Annotated in this window: 19 protein-coding genes; 9 read left to right on the top strand and 10 right to left on the bottom strand. The window is 66.1% G+C overall.

Annotation, left to right across the window (positions count from 1 at the left end; all coding sequences use genetic code 11):
• Nucleotides 1–365: 365 nt before the first annotated feature.
• The gene (locus tag BJY18_RS24145; protein WP_312873942.1) at nucleotides 366–614 is read right to left on the bottom strand and encodes a GntR family transcriptional regulator; all 249 of its coding nucleotides are present in this window, start codon (nucleotides 612–614) and stop codon (nucleotides 366–368) included.
• Between the two features lie 295 nt (nucleotides 615–909).
• The gene (locus tag BJY18_RS24140; RefSeq protein ID WP_184782140.1) at nucleotides 910–1,371 is read right to left on the bottom strand and encodes a hypothetical protein; all 462 of its coding nucleotides are present in this window, start codon (nucleotides 1,369–1,371) and stop codon (nucleotides 910–912) included.
• 241 nt (nucleotides 1,372–1,612) lie between these two features.
• Between BJY18_RS24140 and BJY18_RS24135 the strand changes: the two genes are divergently transcribed.
• From BJY18_RS24135 to BJY18_RS24125, 3 genes are read left to right on the top strand one after another with little or no spacing between them, the layout of a single operon-like run.
• Entirely contained in the window at nucleotides 1,613–2,419 is an 807-nt protein-coding gene (locus tag BJY18_RS24135) for a GntR family transcriptional regulator (protein WP_184784812.1), read from the top strand.
• Nucleotides 2,416–3,087: an HAD family hydrolase gene (locus tag BJY18_RS24130; RefSeq protein ID WP_184782138.1), complete on the top strand. Its 672-nt coding sequence runs from the start codon at nucleotides 2,416–2,418 to the stop codon at nucleotides 3,085–3,087. Before BJY18_RS24135 ends, BJY18_RS24130 begins: the two co-directional genes overlap by 4 nt.
• A complete protein-coding gene (locus BJY18_RS24125; protein ID WP_184782137.1) occupies nucleotides 3,084–3,896 on the top strand; it encodes a phosphotransferase in 813 nt (270 codons plus the stop codon). Before BJY18_RS24130 ends, BJY18_RS24125 begins: the two co-directional genes overlap by 4 nt.
• Before the next feature lie 12 nt (nucleotides 3,897–3,908).
• Here the strand turns inward: BJY18_RS24125 and BJY18_RS24120 are convergent, their stop codons facing one another.
• Both BJY18_RS24120 and BJY18_RS24115 read right to left on the bottom strand, forming a co-directional pair.
• Complete coding sequence (locus tag BJY18_RS24120) at nucleotides 3,909–4,451, bottom strand: Pycsar system effector family protein (RefSeq protein ID WP_221457940.1); 543 nt, start codon at nucleotides 4,449–4,451, stop codon at nucleotides 3,909–3,911.
• Nucleotides 4,451–5,149: an adenylate/guanylate cyclase domain-containing protein gene (locus BJY18_RS24115; protein ID WP_184782135.1), complete on the bottom strand. Its 699-nt coding sequence runs from the start codon at nucleotides 5,147–5,149 to the stop codon at nucleotides 4,451–4,453. Before BJY18_RS24115 ends, BJY18_RS24120 begins: the two co-directional genes overlap by 1 nt.
• A 355-nt stretch (nucleotides 5,150–5,504) precedes the next feature.
• On the opposite strand from BJY18_RS24115, the gene BJY18_RS24110 reads away from it, so the two are divergent.
• Complete coding sequence (locus tag BJY18_RS24110; RefSeq protein ID WP_184782133.1) at nucleotides 5,505–6,272, top strand: DUF3800 domain-containing protein; 768 nt, start codon at nucleotides 5,505–5,507, stop codon at nucleotides 6,270–6,272.
• Between the two features lie 459 nt (nucleotides 6,273–6,731).
• Nucleotides 6,732–7,439 carry a hypothetical protein gene (locus BJY18_RS24105; protein ID WP_184782132.1) on the top strand — a complete coding sequence of 236 codons (708 nt, stop codon included), beginning with the start codon at nucleotides 6,732–6,734 and terminating at the stop codon, nucleotides 7,437–7,439.
• A 20-nt stretch (nucleotides 7,440–7,459) separates the two neighbouring features.
• Here BJY18_RS24105 and BJY18_RS24100 read toward each other — a convergent pair whose 3' ends face one another.
• Nucleotides 7,460–8,110 (bottom strand): hypothetical protein, encoded by a 651-nt coding sequence (locus BJY18_RS24100; RefSeq protein ID WP_184782130.1) that lies wholly within the window; start codon nucleotides 8,108–8,110, stop codon nucleotides 7,460–7,462.
• A 112-nt stretch (nucleotides 8,111–8,222) separates the two neighbouring features.
• Here BJY18_RS24100 and BJY18_RS24095 point away from each other — a divergent pair, with 112 nt between their 5' ends.
• The gene (locus BJY18_RS24095; RefSeq protein WP_184782128.1) at nucleotides 8,223–8,600 is read left to right on the top strand and encodes a nitroreductase family deazaflavin-dependent oxidoreductase; all 378 of its coding nucleotides are present in this window, start codon (nucleotides 8,223–8,225) and stop codon (nucleotides 8,598–8,600) included.
• A gap of 10 nt (nucleotides 8,601–8,610) precedes the next feature.
• Nucleotides 8,611–9,141: a GNAT family N-acetyltransferase gene (locus BJY18_RS24090; RefSeq protein ID WP_184782126.1), complete on the top strand. Its 531-nt coding sequence runs from the start codon at nucleotides 8,611–8,613 to the stop codon at nucleotides 9,139–9,141.
• 72 nt (nucleotides 9,142–9,213) lie between these two features.
• Here the strand turns inward: BJY18_RS24090 and BJY18_RS24085 are convergent, their stop codons facing one another.
• From BJY18_RS24085 to mug, 4 genes are all read right to left on the bottom strand, one after another.
• Nucleotides 9,214–9,489, bottom strand: coding sequence for a GlsB/YeaQ/YmgE family stress response membrane protein (locus BJY18_RS24085; protein WP_184782124.1), 276 nt, complete (start codon nucleotides 9,487–9,489; stop codon nucleotides 9,214–9,216).
• A gap of 230 nt (nucleotides 9,490–9,719) precedes the next feature.
• Nucleotides 9,720–11,564: an acyl-CoA dehydrogenase gene (locus tag BJY18_RS24080; protein ID WP_184782122.1), complete on the bottom strand. Its 1,845-nt coding sequence runs from the start codon at nucleotides 11,562–11,564 to the stop codon at nucleotides 9,720–9,722.
• A gap of 159 nt (nucleotides 11,565–11,723) precedes the next feature.
• Nucleotides 11,724–12,512 (bottom strand): response regulator transcription factor, encoded by a 789-nt coding sequence (locus BJY18_RS24075; RefSeq protein WP_184782120.1) that lies wholly within the window; start codon nucleotides 12,510–12,512, stop codon nucleotides 11,724–11,726.
• A 280-nt stretch (nucleotides 12,513–12,792) separates the two neighbouring features.
• On the bottom strand, nucleotides 12,793–13,353 hold the full coding sequence (mug, locus tag BJY18_RS24070) for a G/U mismatch-specific DNA glycosylase (RefSeq protein ID WP_184782119.1): 561 nt from the start codon (nucleotides 13,351–13,353) through the stop codon (nucleotides 12,793–12,795).
• 114 nt (nucleotides 13,354–13,467) lie between these two features.
• On the opposite strand from mug, the gene BJY18_RS24065 reads away from it, so the two are divergent.
• Nucleotides 13,468–13,644, top strand: coding sequence for a hypothetical protein (locus BJY18_RS24065; RefSeq protein WP_184782117.1), 177 nt, complete (start codon nucleotides 13,468–13,470; stop codon nucleotides 13,642–13,644).
• Here BJY18_RS24065 and BJY18_RS24060 read toward each other — a convergent pair.
• Nucleotides 13,585–14,226 (bottom strand): VanZ family protein, encoded by a 642-nt coding sequence (locus BJY18_RS24060; protein ID WP_184782115.1) that lies wholly within the window; start codon nucleotides 14,224–14,226, stop codon nucleotides 13,585–13,587. The genes BJY18_RS24065 and BJY18_RS24060 overlap by 60 nt on opposite strands.
• Before the next feature lie 253 nt (nucleotides 14,227–14,479).
• Between BJY18_RS24060 and BJY18_RS24055 the strand changes: the two genes are divergently transcribed.
• Nucleotides 14,480–16,168 carry a bifunctional metallophosphatase/5'-nucleotidase gene (locus BJY18_RS24055; RefSeq protein ID WP_184782113.1) on the top strand — a complete coding sequence of 563 codons (1,689 nt, stop codon included), beginning with the start codon at nucleotides 14,480–14,482 and terminating at the stop codon, nucleotides 16,166–16,168.
• The last annotated feature ends 20 nt before the right edge of the window (nucleotides 16,169–16,188 follow it).

Below are 16,188 nucleotides of genomic sequence, written 5' to 3'. Positions count from 1 at the left end.
CCCCGCTTGACACGCGCCCGCCAGCATTGGCTAGCGTTTCCACTGTCTACTCCGTCAGGTGTGGACAGCGCAGGAGCGGCAAGAGGTTGGCAGCCATTCCGCTTCTGCGCCATACGGTTCCGAAGGTTCGAATCAGGGCGTGCTTCATCGCCGCACGTCGGAACGTGCGTTTTCGTCGTATGTGGACTGTCAGAGTCCTTCGGTCGCTCTGCGGGTGCAGCTTCGGCACACGCGCATCCTGTTGCGCAGGACCCGCTGCGACTGTCCGCAGACCCAGCAACGTCGGTGGACGAACCACCGGCGCTCGTAACGTCGCACGTTGTGCGCCACCGCAATCACCTCCTCTCCGTTGTCCGGACGTGTCTTCAGCGGCTGGCTTCGCGCTGCACGACGAAGGTTCCCTTGGCGCGGATCGTGGTCACGAGACCGCGCTTTCGGAGGACGTCGATAGCGCGCCTCGCGCTGCCCAGAGAGACGCCGTATTCCTGTGCCAGGCGGCGTTCGTTCGGTAGCGCGCTAAGCAACGGAAGATCGCCCGACGCAATGCGAGCGGCAACTTCGTCGGCAACCCACTCGTAGACGTAGCCCATGTAGTCGTGCGGGATCTTGTGCACGGCTGTCCCCTCGAATGTCAGGATTGGATGGAATCTGCACGCCGTGCTTCGAGGCGGGCTCTACGCTCGAACTCTTCGGCGGCCACGGATGCCGCGTGGCGAGCCCACAACGGTGCTCCCAAGTCCTCCGCGAGGACTCGCCACGCCTCGGCGACTGAGTGGTATGCCCGAGCGAGACGCCGCACTGCCGCCACGTCATCGGCGGCTGCTCGCATCGCGGCGAACAGTGCGGTCGTCTGCTCGGCATACGCGGTGTTCCACCGAGCGACCGCCTCACGCGACGGTCGCCCCGCCATCAGGCGGCCTTCTGCTCACTGGAGCCCTGGCCAGCACCCTTGTTCTGGGCGGGCCGGGTCGCGCCCTTCGGCTCACGCATTCCGGTCGCTCGCAGTGCCCATCCCTGGTACTTGAACTTCTCGCCCATGACCCGGGGCTCAACAGTCAGGCCCTCGAAGAGCACGGGACGGAAGTCGAACCCCTGCATCACCGCCGGGGGCGGGACCGGCTGCACTCGGTCGAGCAGGGTCACCGTCACCGACTTGTCCCGATCCTTCTCGGCCGACGGGTCGGTCACCGTGACCTTCCACTGCGGCAGGCCGGTCTGCTCGTCGATCTTCTGCTTGGGCTGCTTGCCCCGGGCCTTGTCCTCGTTGGAGACGTACTCCATGTCCGGTGTGACCGGACCAACGATCGCTGCTCCCTCCGGAAACACGAGGTCGTGCTGGATCTCGAAGCGCGTTCCGCGCGGTACCGCCATTGCCTGTTCCTCCTGGTCGGCGCCTTGCTCGGCGCTGCCTATCGTGGCTGACCCTCCTAGGTTAGCCAGCCTGGCTAGACAAGTCAAGCAAGAGGGAATCAGGCTAGGCGACTAGCTGGCCTAGACGGGTTGTATCGCGATGCGGGACACTGTGAGTGTCAGTAACTCAGTAAGTCAGTAGATCCGCAGGAAGCGAGGCAGCGTCGTGCCACTCGACCCGGACGACCCGAGGCCGCCATATGTGCAGGTGGCGAACGCTCTCCGCGCTGCAATCCTGACCAAGAAGTTCAGCCCCGGCGACAAGCTGCCCTCGCGGAACGAGCTGGCGAAGACCTACAGCGTCGCCCCGATGACCGTTCAGAACGCCCTGCGTGAACTACGCGAAGAAGGGCTCATCGTCTCTCGCCAAGGCAGCGGCGTCTTCGTCCGAGAGCGCACCGAACGCCCCATCGGCCTACGGCCGCACATCGAGCGCGCGTTCGAGGCGCAACACGTGACAGTCGACTTCGCCGGGTTCTCGGGGGAGACCCTGCACGGCGTCATTGCTGAACCCCTGGACAAGATCCGGATCGGTCGACTTCGCCCGGAGTCGATCCGGGTCCGTCTGCTCGTGCCCGACCCTTCGCAACCGTGGACGCTCCCGGTCACGGTGGACGAGCGCGCCGACAGCCCGGTCTTCCGCAAGCGCGCAGACGAGATCATGCGCCGCAACACGCTCGCGATCGTCGACTCGATCACCGAGCTAGCGGACCTGGGCTTGATCAACGAGGCGTCGGCGGAGATCCGTGTGCACAACGTGCCGCCGACCTTCAAGCTCTACCTGATCAACGACGAGGAAGCGTTCTTCGGCTTCTACCCGGTGCGTGAGCACGTCATCAGCTACGACGGTCAGACCGAGGCCATGTACGACCTCATGGGCAAGGACGCGATCCTGTTCCATCACTCGGCGAACGACGACGACACATCGACCGGTTCGCAGTACGTCGAGCAGGCGCGGACCTGGTTCGAGAGCATGTGGTCGAGCATCGGTAAGGATTTCCGGCGATGACAGCCGCGGAGCTGCTCGACCAGGCCGCCGCGCTCTTCCTCGACTTCGACGGCCCGGTGTGCTCGGTGTTCGCCGGACTTCCCGCCACCGTGGTTGCCGATCAGCTCCGCTCCGTCCTCGCCGACGCCGGACACACCGACTTCCCCGGATCAGTGGCCACCAGCAGCGACCCGTTCGCGGTGCTGAAGTACGCCGCCTCCCTCAGCGAGGACGACGCCCGCTACGTCGAGGCCGCGTTCACCGCGCACGAGGTTGAGGCCATGACCACCGCCGAAACGACCGAGGGCGCACACGAACTCATCCAGGCGTGGCACGCTTCCGGCCGGCCGCTGGCGATCGTGAGCAACAACAGCGCCGCCGCGATCAGCACCTACCTCGACTTTCACGGCATCCGCCCGCTCGTCGACGTCGTGTCCGCCCGCGAGAACGCCGATGTCGGACTCCTCAAGCCGAGCCCGTACCTCCTGAACCAGGCCGTGCGAGCACTCGCGATCCCGGCGGAGCGTTGCGTCTTCGTCGGCGACTCCCTGACCGACGTCGAAGCAGCCAAGGCCGCAGGCGTCCGCGTGATCGGCTACGCCAATAAACCAGGCAAGCGCGAGCGCTTCACCCGCGCCGAAGCCGACGCGATCACCGACGTATTGACCGAGCTGGTCGCAGTGCCGTGAAGGTTCCGGAGGTCCTCGCCAGCTCCGTCCGAGCGCGATGGCCCGACCGCGCGGACGCCTGGCTGACCACCATCGGCCCCGAACTCGACGCACTGACCCGCCAGCACTCGGCCACACCCCAGCGCGTCCTACCAGCTCGATACGCCTTCGTCGTGTCAGCGACCAGCCCGAGCGGCCCCCTCATCTTCCGAGCCACACCCGACCCGCAAGCCCTCAAACAAGCCGTCGTCGCCAAGGCCCTGGGCCGCCTCGACGTAGGCCCCAAGATTCACCTCACGACCAGCACCGACACCGGCTCATGGACGGTCATGGAGCAGGTCACCCCCGGCACCCCACTCGCCGACGCCGACCCGGCAACCCTCGACTTCGACGCCCTGACCCGTCCCCTCCGAGCGATGGTGGGCCAACCTGCCCCTTCGCCGGACCTGCCGCTGATCACCGATTGGCTCCGCGACCGCCTCAGCGACGACAACCTCACCGAGCTGCCAGCAGGCGAGCAGGTAGCCCCAAAGGCCGAACGCGTCCGCGCTCTCGAACTCCTCGACGACCTCGCCGCAGACATGCGCCCCGGCCTCTGCCACGGCGACGCCTCACCCTGGAACGTCCTCACAGGCCCCGGCAACCGCTGGAAGCTCATCGACCCCCGCGGCATGCAAGGCGAACCCGAGTACGACGCAGCCGTGATGGCCTACAAGCTCAACAACATCCTGTCGTCGTCCGTTGCCGAACTAAACCTGGGCAACGCGGATAGGCTCGTACTAGGCAGAATCGCCAAGTGGGCTGTCGTCGCCCATGCCTCCCGTGTCTGAGCTTCACACGAGCTAGATGAGGATGCTGACGCCCAGAAAGCCGAGCCCCAGAAGGCCGAGTGTCAACGAAATTTGCACCATGAGGTGTTTGCGCCACGCTATTTTGCTCATGTTAACCAATTGAGCTGCAAGTACAGGAAGTGGCTCCGACTTTCGGAGGGTTTCTTCTAGGAGTTTTGGGTCCCAGTGTTGCAAGTGGCCAAAGTAAATGTAATTTTCTCTCCATTCACTTTTCATCTTTTTTCGGCGCAGCCGCGGGCGGACCACCATGGCCGCCGACAGGGACGCTAGAATTAAGAGAAGTATTCCTGCCCCGAAGACCCATCCTTGTAGCCAATGTTCTCGATTGCTAAAAAATCTACCGTTTGTTGCCAGTGTGGTGACGGTTGCGAGCGCGGCGGACTCGACTGCGAAGCAAAAAGAGGCTTTTGTGTCGACCTTACCGGTCCAATCGGCCAATGTTGCGTGAATCTTCCATGCCGAATCTATTGCCAATCGCAGCTTTTCGTCATCGGCTGAGGTGCCCTTGAGGGGCGTATGGACGCGACGGCGCATCAGGGCTTCCAGTGGTATGACGAGCCGTAGTAGGTCACCAACTTTCCACCAATCTCCTTCTGCCCTTCTTTGGTCCACATGTCGACACCGGAGCTGTATTTAGACTTCTCGTTGAGTTTGTCGTACACCGCTTTCGAGATGTTAATCGATCGTGAACTACGAATGTCGCTCAACTTTGCAGCGATATTGGGTGCGCTGCCAATAGACACAATGTCGTTCTGACCGTGAACACCGCCTCGCACAAGCATGGCGCTTCCTGTGTCGATTCCGATTCCATGCTTCATTGCCCATTGGAGGTCGGTCCACTTCGCCTTTAGCGCGGGATTGATGACGCTTTGAACAGCCCACGTTATCTGCAGGGCGGCCTTCGTCGCGGTTGAATTTTTACCGTCACCAATGAAAATCCCCATAACGCGGTCACCGTCGAAGCTTCTGATTGCGCCACCATGATACCTGATAATCCGAGTTGCGGCATTCAGGTAGGATCGGATTACTTTGGCTACGGCCGAATCTTTGTGTCGTTGCGCTAGGCCGGTGGAGTCGGCCATGTCGGCATACAAGTAGGTAGCGTCGATATCGACTGCGCCGTTTTTGAGAGCGATGTCTTCTGTTTCTGGAACGACTTGACCGTTTCGTCTTTCCCATGCGGGGGCTAGAACTCCCTTCACCCCAGCCTCAACGTCTTCTTTGAGTCCCATCGGTGCTATGCCTCTCTCGGTTGGTGATCACTGCGGTGTGAATCGGGGTGCACGCTGTAACTGTTACTTCCGGTGTTCATCGGTGCGCACCTCGCTGTAAGCTTGGAAAATTACCGACAAATCGTGGAGGTTTACCGGTGTCGCCTGGCGTCGGCCCTTGATGTATACGTCCCTCGATCTGCATTGCCGAATTTGGCTCTATGGGATCAAGGGCGGCGCGCGAGCGCGCCGCCGGGTCGGTCGGCCTGCCGCTCCGCTTCGGCCGCCGACCCGGGCTTGCACGTCTTCAGCCGCCCCGCGACCAGTACTCGAACGGACCTCGCTCGGTGGCTCGGTGCCGTGTGATCATCGTTGCATGGAGATCGCGTACGTCGACGAGTCGGGAGACGCAGGCTACGGAGGGTCTCGCACATACACACTTGGGTGCGTCCTAATCGAAGATGCACGCTGGCCAGCTGCCTTCGACGCCTTCCTGGGCTTCCGGAGGTTCATCCGTGCGAGGTTCGGTATCCGCGTTCGCGACGAGATCAAGGCTAATTACCTTCTCAGAGGCGGCGGGCCTCTTAAACGTCTCCAAATGGGAGAGAGGCAACGACGGGTCATCTACCGCCAGCACATGCGCCTGGCCGCGAAGCTACCGGTGAAAGTCTTTGCAGTGGTGGTTAGAAAGGACCTAATTCTGAAGAGAAGCATGAACCCGCGTGACGTCGCGTGGGAATTTCTCCTGCAGCGGATCGAGCGACACTCCACGACCAACGACCTCCCCATGATGGTGGTGCACGATGAGGGTGACTCGTTGAACATCCGGGGTGTCGCGCGCAAGGCACGCAGGGCGAACACGGCAGGCAGTGCCTTCGGAACTGGCCGGTTCCGGCTCCCTGCACGGCTACTCATAGATGATCCGGTTCCGCGGCAAAGTGACCAGTCGTACTTTGTACAGTTGGCTGACCTCGCAGCTTTCGCAGCTTATCGTCGACTGTATCCGCCACCGCGACACCGTTTCGCTGTCTGTCACGAGGGCATGTGGGACGAGTTGGGTGGAGCCCGACATGCACCAGCTAATCAGTTGGCAAGGTCAATGGGCACAGGAGAGCACAACGGAATTGTGTCCTGGCCCAACTAAAAGAAACCCCCTGCGTTAACAGGGGGTGAGCGTGGGCCTACACCGACGTATCGGCTCGGTTCAGTCCACTACCACCACCATGCCTTCAGCGCACTGTGGAATCAAGCCTGCGTCCGGGTGTGTCGCAACACAATCCCTCTTTCCGGGGCTCTGCCCCGGACCCCGACACCGCTTCAGAGATCAGGGGGAGGAGCGGTCCGGTGACCTCCTCGCGGCGCGCCCAAGGGCAGCCAGACCGGGCCGCACCGGGCAAGGGCGCTTCGCGGCCTCCGGCAGACCCTTGCCCGGCACCACCCGGCCCGGCAGGGATGAACCCGCGCCGCGAGGAGATCACCTCAGAGGGTGGAGGCATGAGGGGACGCCAGTCGGGCCATCCACGGGCCATTAGGGGCGGTCAACCACGGTCAACAGTGGCACCCCGAGGACACCTCGCACCGCAGGTCAGAGCCGCCTTCCGGCATGATCCACTTGATTCCCAAGCTGAATACGCGGGTTCGATTCCCGTCATCCGCTCCACGAATTGCCCGGGCCGATATCCAGGTCCGGGTTTTTTCGTTTCCCACCAGGATCCCGCCGGGGCAGACTGGGGTGGTGGCCATCCAGTACCAACCCGACATCAGTCCGGCGGAGTGGCTCGTGCGGGCTGATACGCCGGAATTCCAGAAGATCGCCTTCGGGCCGGGGGGCTATGGGGCGTATGCGCGGCTTCGGTTCATTCCGGATCCGGTGCGAGATGGGCAGCACGAGACGGACGTCCGGGTTCCGGAGGGGCACGCGTCCGAGATCGAGCAGGCGCGGCGGGCGCTGCGGGTGCTCGGGCGGTTCACTTCGGCGTCCGACGAGTGCTACTTCTGTGTGTGGGAAGGGTATTCCGACGTACGGTTACCGCCGGAGGCTCGCGAAGGCGGGGTGGTTCTTCCGTATCGTCGCGACGCGCTTTTTCGGGGCAGCCTCTCGGACCTGGACGGGTGGGAGGACGTTTTCAACGGCGGGCATCCGCCTGCGTTCGTCTGGCCGGGGGATCGGCGCTGGTGTTTCGCCAGTGACGTCGATCCGCACTGGGCTGGGATCGGGGGTGCGGCCGAAGCGATGGAGGCGTTGCTCGGCGAGCCGGGGATCGATGTCGTACGCGCACGGCCGGACGAAACCCAGCCGTACTACCAGTAATCCTTTGTGGACAGAGTGGGTCAGCCCTCCACCAGCTCCCACGGCGCAGCCGGGTCGGCGCGGTCGAAGACCTGGCCGGGGGCGGCTTGCAGCACGCTCGTGACATCCGGGTACAGCCGGGTGACGTGTTCCAGTTCCAGGCCTTCCACCTCGAAATCCTCCGCCTCCGGGACTTCGAAGCCGACGAACAGCCAGGTGCCGTCGGGTTCGCGGACCACCTGACGGACCGCACGGGACGGCGCGCCGGGGCCGGCGGCGATTTCGGTGAGTCCGGTGCTGAGCTGCGCTTCCTCCACTGGGGAGCCCGGATGCGGCCAAGCGGCGATGCGGGCCTCACGCAGTGCGCGATCCTCGAACGCGTCGTCGGAGTCGGCGACCGAACTCAGCAGCCACGTGGTGCGGCGGGGATCCCAGTCCGCGGCCATGCCGGTCGGCACCGAAGCCAGTGCGGTCAGCTGCGGCAGCAGCTCGACCGCCTCACGCAGGCTCATCGCGCCGAACAGCTGCCGGTTGACCTCCATGTCCTCCTCGAACTCGGCGCCGTCGCTGACGAACCAGTCGTCGTCATCGTCGAGGACCGCGAACGCCAGCCGACGCGGGTTTTCGACCAGTGCGTGCGCGATGATCACCGGCGACTCCGGGTCCTGCCGCAGCAGCCACTCGTCGGACATGCTCACTCCCCGCCTCGGCTCCGTGTGGGCGTCCATCCCACCAGACCGGCGAAGCGTACCGGCAGGCGCCGTCGCGAGGGCAATTCTTCACGTGTTGGATTATGCTGCCGCGATGGTGCTGTCAGAACGGGTGGCCCGCTTCAACCGCGTGGTCACCAACCGGGTCACGAAACCGTTCGTCGGGGTGCTTCCGGGCTTCGGCCTGCTGGTGCACCACGGCCGCCGCTCCGGCCGCGAGTTCCGTACGCCGCTCAACGTCTTCCGCACCGACGACGGGTTCCTCGTCGCGCTCACCTACGGACCGGATGCCGACTGGGTGCGCAACGTCCTCGCGGCCGGTGGCGCGGAGGTGATCACGCGCGGCCGAAAATACCGCGTGCGCGAGCCGGAGCTCGTGCATGATGAGACCCGCGGACCGATGCCGCCGGGGGTACGGCAGTTCCTCGGCCTCGTCGGCGTCACGGATTTCCTGATGCTGAAACGAGAGTGAGGGGGAGCGGATGCTCATGGGGAAGCTGGTACGGCTGCGGGCGCTGGAACCCTCGGACGCGGAATCGCTGTACCGCTGGGTGCACGACGACGAGGTCGGCCAGTGGATGAACAGCGACTACCCGCGCTCGCTGGCACAGCTCCGCAAACGGTGCGAGGAGCGCAAGACCAACACCTACGAAGCGGTTGTGCTCGGCATCGAGGCGGTCGCCGACGGCAAGCTGCTCGGCGTGATCGACCTGCGGGACGCCAATCCCCAGGAAGGCCGGGCGGAGCTGGACGTCTACCTGGGCGAGAAGGACTACTGGGACGGCGGTTACGGCACCGAAGCAGTGAAGCTGTTGTGCCGCTACGGGTTCAACGTGATGCGGCTGCACCTGATCGCGCTGTGGGTGGTCGCGGAGAACGAACGCGCCCGGCACGTGTACCGCAAGATCGGCTTCGTCGAGGACGGCCGGCACCGCGAGTGCTTCCGCGGCCAGGACGGCAAGTACCACGACATGTACCTGATGAGCCTGCTCGAGGGCGAGCTGAACGACTGAGGCGTCCACTCCGGACGGTTCGAACGGCCCGAACGGCCCGAACGGCCCAGACTGTCCGGAGTGGACACCGCGCTATCGGCCGACCTTGCGCCTGCCGTAGATGCCCGCGACCAGGCTGACGCCGATCGCGGCGAGCACCACCTGCGTGATGATCTCGAGCCAGTCGATCCCCTTGGTGTCGGCGTACCCGATGCCGCGCGCGATCGCGGTACCCACGAACGCGGCGACGATCCCGACCAGGATGGTCGCCCAGATCGGGATGGCCTGCTTGCCGGGCGCGAACAGCCGGCCGAGCACGCCGAGGATCAAGCCGATCACGATCGCGCTGATGATGCCGGACACAGTCATGAAAACTCCTCCGCCGGGTGGTTACGCGCTGCTGGATGCCCGGCGCCACGGCGGGCAAACGCGTCACGGACAGAATCCACCCGGTCGACCGGTTCCGCCACTTCGTCCGGCTCAGCGGCGGAACAGGCCGGCGCGGAACGAGCCGAACCACTCGTTCCGCGCCGGCATCACCACGTTCCTCGATGCCCGGAAGCGATGTCCGGAAGTGACGCCCCGGAAGTGACCGCGGCTCAGAAGGCCGCTTCGTCGATCTCCATCAGGGCGTTGTCCGCGGCCTCCACGATGGCGCGGCGGGCGGTCAGCTCGGGCAGCACGGTCTTGGCGAAGAACGACGCCACGGCCAGCTTGCCCTCGTAGAACGGCTTGTCCTTCGCCGAGGCACCGTCGTCCAGCTTCGTGATGGCGACCCCGGCCTGGTTCAGCAGCTGCCAGCCGACCAGCAGATCGCCCACCGACATCAGCAGCCGCACGGTGTGCTGGCCGACCTTGTTGACGTTCTGCGGGTCCTCCTGCGACGAGGTGAGGTAGCCGATCAGCGCACCCAGCATGCCCTGGGTGTCCTCCAGCGCCTGCTTGAGCAGGGCACGCTCGTTCTTGAGCCGCCCGTTGCCGGCGTCGGACTCGATGAACTTCGTGATCTCGCCTGCCAGGTAGGCCAGCGCCTTGCCCTTGTCGCGGACGATCTTGCGGAAGAAGAAGTCCATCGACTGGATCGCGGTGGTGCCCTCGTACAGCGAGTCGATCTTCGCGTCGCGGATGTACTGTTCGATCGGGTAGTCCTGCAGGAAGCCCGAACCGCCCAGGGTCTGCAGCGACTGCACCAGCTGCTCGGTCGCCCGCTCCGAGCCGACGCCCTTGACGATCGGCAGCAGCAGGTCGTTCACGCCGTGCGCCAGCTTCAGCGACTCCTCGTCGCCTTCCCCGGTCCACAGCTGGTCCTGGAACGAGGCGGTGTACAGGTACACCGCGCGCATGCCTTCCGCGTATGCCTTCTGCAGCATCAGCGAACGACGCACGTCCGGGTGGTGGGTGATGGTGACCCGCGGCGCGGCCTTGTTGAGCATGTTCGGCAGGTCGGAGCCCTGCACGCGCTCCTTGGCGTACTCGAGCGCGTTCAGGTATCCGGTGGACAGCGTCGCGATCGCCTTGGTGCCGACCATCATCCGCGCGTACTCGATGACCTGGAACATCTGCGCGATGCCGTTGTGCACCTCGCCGAGCAGCCAGCCCTTGGCCGGCGTGCCGTGCTGGCCGAAGGTCAGCTCGCAGGTGGTGGACACCTTGATGCCCATCTTGTGCTCGATGTTGGTGACGAAGGCGCCGTTGCGCTCGCCGAGCTCACCGGTCTCGCCGTCGAAGTGGTACTTCGGCACGAGGAACAGCGACAGGCCCTTGGTGCCCGGCTTGCTCTCGATGCCCGGCCCCTCCGGACGCGCGAGCACGAGGTGCATGATGTTGTCGACCATGTCGTTCTCGGCCGAGGTGATGAACCGCTTCACGCCGTCGAGGTGCCAGGAGCCGTCCTCCTGCAGCACGGCCTTGGTACGACCGGCGCCCACGTCCGAACCGGCGTCCGGCTCGGTCAGCACCATGGTGGCGCCCCAGCCGCCCTCGATCATCAGCCGGGCCCAGTGCTTCTGCTCCTCGGTGCCGTTCTTGTCCACGATCATGGCGAAGTTCGGGCCCGCGAGGTACATGAACAGCGGAGCGTTGGCGCCGAGGATGAGCTCACCCGCGGCCCACTGGACGGTGGGCGGCAGGCCGAACCCGCCGAGGTCGTTGGTGAGGCCGAGCCGCCACCATTCGCCGTCGACCAGCGCCCGGTAGCTCTTCTTGAACGACTCGGGGATCGTCACGCTGAAGGTCTTGGGGTCGTACACCGGCGGGTTGCGGTCGGCGTCGGCGTAGGACTCGGCGAGCGGGCCGGTGGCCAGGTTGTTCAGCTCCGAGAGCACCCCGCGCGCGGTCTCCTCGTCCGACTCGGCGAGCACACCCTTGCCAAGGCGGTCCTGCACGCCGAGGACCTCGAAGAGATTGAACTCCAGGTCGCGGACGTTGCTCTTGTAGTGGCCCATGTCGTCACTCCGTGTCGTGTTCGGCTTTCCGGCCGGGCACAGCTTCCCTTACTCGCCGGTAATATCAGGATATTACTTACGAGTAACCGGGGCAAGCGGATGGGCTCCACCAATGGGTCGGATGTGGCCGGGAATTCGACCACGACCAGGAGAACAAGGTCACCGGGTGCTGCGCGCCACGGAGTGCTGCGCGGGCAGTACCGCGGCCTGGTCGTCGATCTGGGGGACGAGGATGCCGCTGCGGAACGCGATGGTCACCGCGTGTGTCCGATCTCGCGCGGAGAGCTTGCGCAGAATGCTCTTCACGTGCGTCCGGACGGTTTCCACGGACAGGAACAGCAGCTTCGCGATCGCCGAGTTCTCCAGCCCCTCGGCCACGAGCTGCAGCACCTGGTACTCCCGCCGGGACAGCGGCATGGCGCCCTTCGGGTGGACCAGCTGGCCGTCGTCGAGAGCGGCCCGTGGCGAGGGCTGGCGCTTCGGCCGGGCGGTGAGCGCCGAGAGGGCCGGGTCGAGGTAGCGCCGGTCGGTGTGCGCCCGCCGGATCGACTCGGCCATCCGCCGGCCGTCGACCGCCCGCGGCACGATCGCGTGCGCACCGGCACCGATCGCCGCCGCCAGGTACTGCTGGGTGCGGTTGCCGTCGCGGACCAGCACGACCAGCACCAGCGCCGGATCGCCGGAGTTCAGCATCTTCACCAGGTGACAGTTCGGGTCCAGCGCGGAATCCAGGATCACCACGTCCGGCCGCGCCTGTTCGCACAGCTGCATCGCCGCGTGGTGGCTCGCCGCCTGACCGGACCAGTGCAGACCGAGGGTGCGGTGCACCATCGACGCGACCCCCTCCCGGAAAAGCGGGATCGGATCCACCACGGCCACCCCCAGGCTGCGGCTGCCGGCCGGCTGTCCCGGTGCGATGGGCGTTCGATGGGGCTCGATGCCACGCATCTCGGGCCTCCGTCCTCCTGGTCGTTTCCGGTGACCGGCATACCCCCTCGGCATGCACCTCAGTCCTCCCTGCCAGGACTGATCGGAAACGACACGTCGTCCCTCATTCGACTCCGCAGGACGCGGCCCGTGACGCGGTTTCCCCCTCATAGCCGTATCGGACGGTTGCAGCAAACTCTCCGTAGAAAACCTGTCCCGAACTGCGAGAATTCGGCCCTTTTTCGGGCTGCGGCATCCCCCGATCGCTACCCAGGGTGTACTCCGGCAGGTGACTGCCTGATTACTGAACGCGGTGAGCTTGTTCCGCGCGCCGGAGATCACCGAACGCCTCACCCAGGCGTGGCCCCGACCAGTGCGCGTTGAGGCCACTCGGGTTGGGCAGGACCCAGACCCGCGTGCCGCCGATCCGGTGCTCCTGTCGTCCCACCTTGGCTTTCGGCTCGCCGAAGGCGATCCGGTAGGCGGTGATCCCCACGACGGCCAGCCATCGCGGGTGATACTCGCGCACCTTGGCGACCAGAGCTTGCCCACCGAGCCGGAGTTCGTCGTCGCCGAGTTCGTCGGCTCGCGCCGTGGCCCGCGCCACGACGTTCGTGATGCCGAGGCCCGCCGCGAGCAGCTCGGTCTGCTCACTCGGGTCGAGCAGGCGCGGGGTGAAGCCGCCGGCGTGCAGGGCGGGCCAGAAGCGGTTGCCCGGGCGGGCGAAGTGCAGCCCCACCGCACCCGAGTACAGGCCGGGGTTGATCCCGCAGAACAGCACGTCCAGGCCGGGGGCCAGCACGTCCGGGATGGTCGTCCCGTACGCGGCGGCAAGTTCGTCCTTGGTCGGTTTGCCGGACATGCCGGTCAGTCTCGTCCGCTGAGTGGAACCAGCCCGCGGACGGGGTGGCGGAGCCGGCACCGGAATGGGTAGCCTGTGTGATCTCTCGCACAACGGCGTAGGAGAGGAGCGACCTTGCAGCTGTGGCTGGTTCTCGGGCTCGTGGCGCTGCTGATCGCGGCCGCCTCCCTCATCGTGGTGGTCGAGGACCGGCGAGCCGCCCGGCGGGCGGCGCTGCAGCGGAAGGCCCGGCTAGCGCGCCTTGGCGAGGTCGATCCGCTCGCTCCCGGCCGGCTGCGCGTGGACGGTTGAAGAGCCGGCGCGCAAAGCGAGCAGCAGCGCGGCGAAGATCCAGCCGAGACCGGCGCCGAGGGTGTTGGTCATGAGGTCGTCCACATCGAAGATCCGATAGACGAACGGGGCGGTGCCGAAGTTCGCGGTGACCTGCGTGATCTCGACGGCCAGTGACACCGCGCCACCGATCAGCAGCGCGCCGACCAGTCCGCGGCGCCACAGCAGCCGGGCGAACAGGCCGAGCGGCACGAACAGCAGCACGTTCATCGCGACCTGCTGGAAGGTCTGCGAGGTGAACCAGTGCGCCGTGGACAGCCCGTGCTTCAGCAGCTCGGTGTGGATGTCGGCGATCCACTGGAACGGATGCAGCTGCACGGTCTGCTCGAGCGCCCCGGTGCCGGGGCCGGGCAGCGGCAGGAAGACGACGGCGAGCCCGAGGCACGCGTAGAGCACGACGCCCGCGGTGGTCAGGATGCCCCGCGGACGGAGCCCGCCGTGACGCGCGAGCTGCAGTACCAGCTGCGGGACCAGGATCGTCGCCCACACGGCGAGGAAACCGATGAGTCCGTACTCGAGGGCGGTGACCTGTGCGTTCGTCATACCCGAAACGTTAGGGACCGGGCGCCGCGGGCACTTCGGTCGAAGGGCCGGGCCGCTCGGTCCGGGGATCGGCCATCCGGCCGAGGCGGGCACGACGATCGGCCGGATCGCGTGGGCAGGGCCGAGGAGGGAAACGGCAGGTGACGATTGCTCATCACCGGACTTCTTCCTCTGGTGAGGTCCCCGCGTTTTGGGCAGACTGCAGCGCCGGACACCCGTTTCAGGGGACGACGGGTGCGAAACCGGAGGACAAATGAGGCTCTTCACCCGGCTCTCGGCCGCCACCGCGGCCGCGGTGGCCACCGTGGCGTTCGCGAGCGCACCCGCTTCCGCGGACCAGCCGATCGACGTCCGGCTCATCACGCTCAACGATCTGCACGGCAATCTCGAGCCGCCGTCCGGATCGAGCGGCGAGGTCACGCTGCCCGACGGCAGCATGGTGGCCGCAGGCGGTGCCGCTTACCTGGCCACGCACGTGAAGCAGCTCGAGTCGCAGGTGCGCAACTCGGTCGTGCTCTCCTCGGGCGACAACATCGGCGCGTCACCGGTGATCTCCGCGCTCTTCCACGACGAGCCGACGCTGGAGTTCCTGAACGAGCTGGGGGTGAAGGCCTCCGCGGTCGGCAACCACGAGTTCGACGAGGGCTACCAGGAGCTGCTGCGCACTCAGCTCGGCGGATGCCACCCCACCGACGGCTGCCAGTTCGAGAAGACCTACCCGGGCACGCGGTTCCCGATCCTCGGGTCCAACGTGTCCTTCACCAACGGGCTGCCCGCGCTGCTGCCGTTCACCGTGCAGTTCTCCGGCGGGGTACCGATCGGTGTCATCGGGGCCACGCTGCAGGACCTGCCCTCGGTCGTCACGCCCGATTCGATCAAGGGCCTGAAGTTCGGCGACGAGGCCGAGGCGATCGACCGCACCGCGAACCTGCTGGACCTGCTCGGCGTCAAGGCCCAGGTCGTGCTCCTGCACCAGGGCGACGAGGCCCAGCCCGGCGCCGGACCGGACGACTGCAAGGTGCAGCCGGACGGTCCCGCCTCCGCCATCGCGAAGAAGGTCAGCCCGAAGGTCGACGCGATCTTCACCGCGCACAGCCACCAGCAGTACAACTGCGTGATCGACGATCCGGCGGGCAAGCCGCGGCCGGTGCTGCAGGGCGCGTCGTTCGGCAGGCTGCTGTCGGTGGTGGACCTGAAGATAGACCCGCGCACCCGCGACGTGCTCCGGGACCAGACCAAGGCGCACAACGAGGTCGTGACCCGGGACGTGCCGGCCGATCCTGCCGTGGAGAAGCTCGTCGACGAGGCCAGGACGAAGGCCGCGCCGATCGCGAACAAGCAGGTCGGGACGATCACCGCGGACCTGCCCGCGGCGGGCGGTCCGTCCGGGGAATCCCCGCTCGGCGACGTCATCGCGGACGCCCAGCTGGAGGCGACGAAGTCGAACGACGCGGTCGTCGCGATGACCAATCCGGGCGGCATCCGGGCCGACCTCGGCTACCAGTCCTCGCCTGCCGGTGAGGGCGACGGCGTGGTGACGTACGGCGAGGCGTTCACCGTGCAGCCGTTCTCCAACATCATGCAGACGATCACGCTCACCGGCGCGGACCTGAAGAACGTGCTCGAACAGCAGTGGGGGCAGGACGGCGGAACCAAGATCCTGCAGATCTCCAGCTCGCTGCACTACACGTACTCGGCATCGGCCGCGGACGGCTCGCGCGTCTCGGACCTGCAGATCGAGGGCGAGCCGGTCGACCCGGCCGCGTCGTACCGGGTGTCGGTGAACAACTTCCTCGCCGCGGGCGGGGACGGGTTCACCGAGTTCACCAAGGGCACCGACCTGGCGGGCGGGCCGGTCGACCTGGACGCGTTCCTCGACTACCTCGGCGCGCATCCGAACATCGCCCCGCCGCCCGCGGACCGCATCACCGCCACGCCGTGACGTCCGTGAAGGCCTCCTGG

Source organism: Amycolatopsis jiangsuensis, assembly GCF_014204865.1.
Lineage (GTDB): Bacteria > Actinomycetota > Actinomycetes > Mycobacteriales > Pseudonocardiaceae > Amycolatopsis > Amycolatopsis jiangsuensis.
This window is presented reverse-complemented; position numbering and strand designations above follow the sequence as displayed.

What these genes read in the sequence shown, in the direction of transcription:
- BJY18_RS24075 (WP_184782120.1), bottom strand. Translation starts at nt 12,512, where the DNA reads ATGCGTGGCATCGAGCCCCATCGAACGCCCATCGCACCGGGACAGCCG.
- BJY18_RS24130 (WP_184782138.1), top strand. Translation starts at nt 2,416, where the DNA reads ATGACAGCCGCGGAGCTGCTCGACCAGGCCGCCGCGCTCTTCCTCGAC.
- BJY18_RS24110 (WP_184782133.1), top strand. Translation starts at nt 5,505, where the DNA reads ATGGAGATCGCGTACGTCGACGAGTCGGGAGACGCAGGCTACGGAGGG.
- BJY18_RS24115 (WP_184782135.1), bottom strand. Translation starts at nt 5,149, where the DNA reads ATGGGACTCAAAGAAGACGTTGAGGCTGGGGTGAAGGGAGTTCTAGCC.
- BJY18_RS24090 (WP_184782126.1), top strand. Translation starts at nt 8,611, where the DNA reads ATGCTCATGGGGAAGCTGGTACGGCTGCGGGCGCTGGAACCCTCGGAC.
- BJY18_RS24140 (WP_184782140.1), bottom strand. Translation starts at nt 1,371, where the DNA reads ATGGCGGTACCGCGCGGAACGCGCTTCGAGATCCAGCACGACCTCGTG.
- BJY18_RS24105 (WP_184782132.1), top strand. Translation starts at nt 6,732, where the DNA reads ATGATCCACTTGATTCCCAAGCTGAATACGCGGGTTCGATTCCCGTCA.
- BJY18_RS24055 (WP_184782113.1), top strand. Translation starts at nt 14,480, where the DNA reads ATGAGGCTCTTCACCCGGCTCTCGGCCGCCACCGCGGCCGCGGTGGCC.
- mug (WP_184782119.1), bottom strand. Translation starts at nt 13,353, where the DNA reads ATGTCCGGCAAACCGACCAAGGACGAACTTGCCGCCGCGTACGGGACG.
- BJY18_RS24060 (WP_184782115.1), bottom strand. Translation starts at nt 14,226, where the DNA reads ATGACGAACGCACAGGTCACCGCCCTCGAGTACGGACTCATCGGTTTC.
- BJY18_RS24100 (WP_184782130.1), bottom strand. Translation starts at nt 8,110, where the DNA reads ATGTCCGACGAGTGGCTGCTGCGGCAGGACCCGGAGTCGCCGGTGATC.
- BJY18_RS24120 (WP_221457940.1), bottom strand. Translation starts at nt 4,451, where the DNA reads ATGCGCCGTCGCGTCCATACGCCCCTCAAGGGCACCTCAGCCGATGAC.
- BJY18_RS24085 (WP_184782124.1), bottom strand. Translation starts at nt 9,489, where the DNA reads ATGACTGTGTCCGGCATCATCAGCGCGATCGTGATCGGCTTGATCCTC.
- BJY18_RS24095 (WP_184782128.1), top strand. Translation starts at nt 8,223, where the DNA reads ATGGTGCTGTCAGAACGGGTGGCCCGCTTCAACCGCGTGGTCACCAAC.
- BJY18_RS24080 (WP_184782122.1), bottom strand. Translation starts at nt 11,564, where the DNA reads ATGGGCCACTACAAGAGCAACGTCCGCGACCTGGAGTTCAATCTCTTC.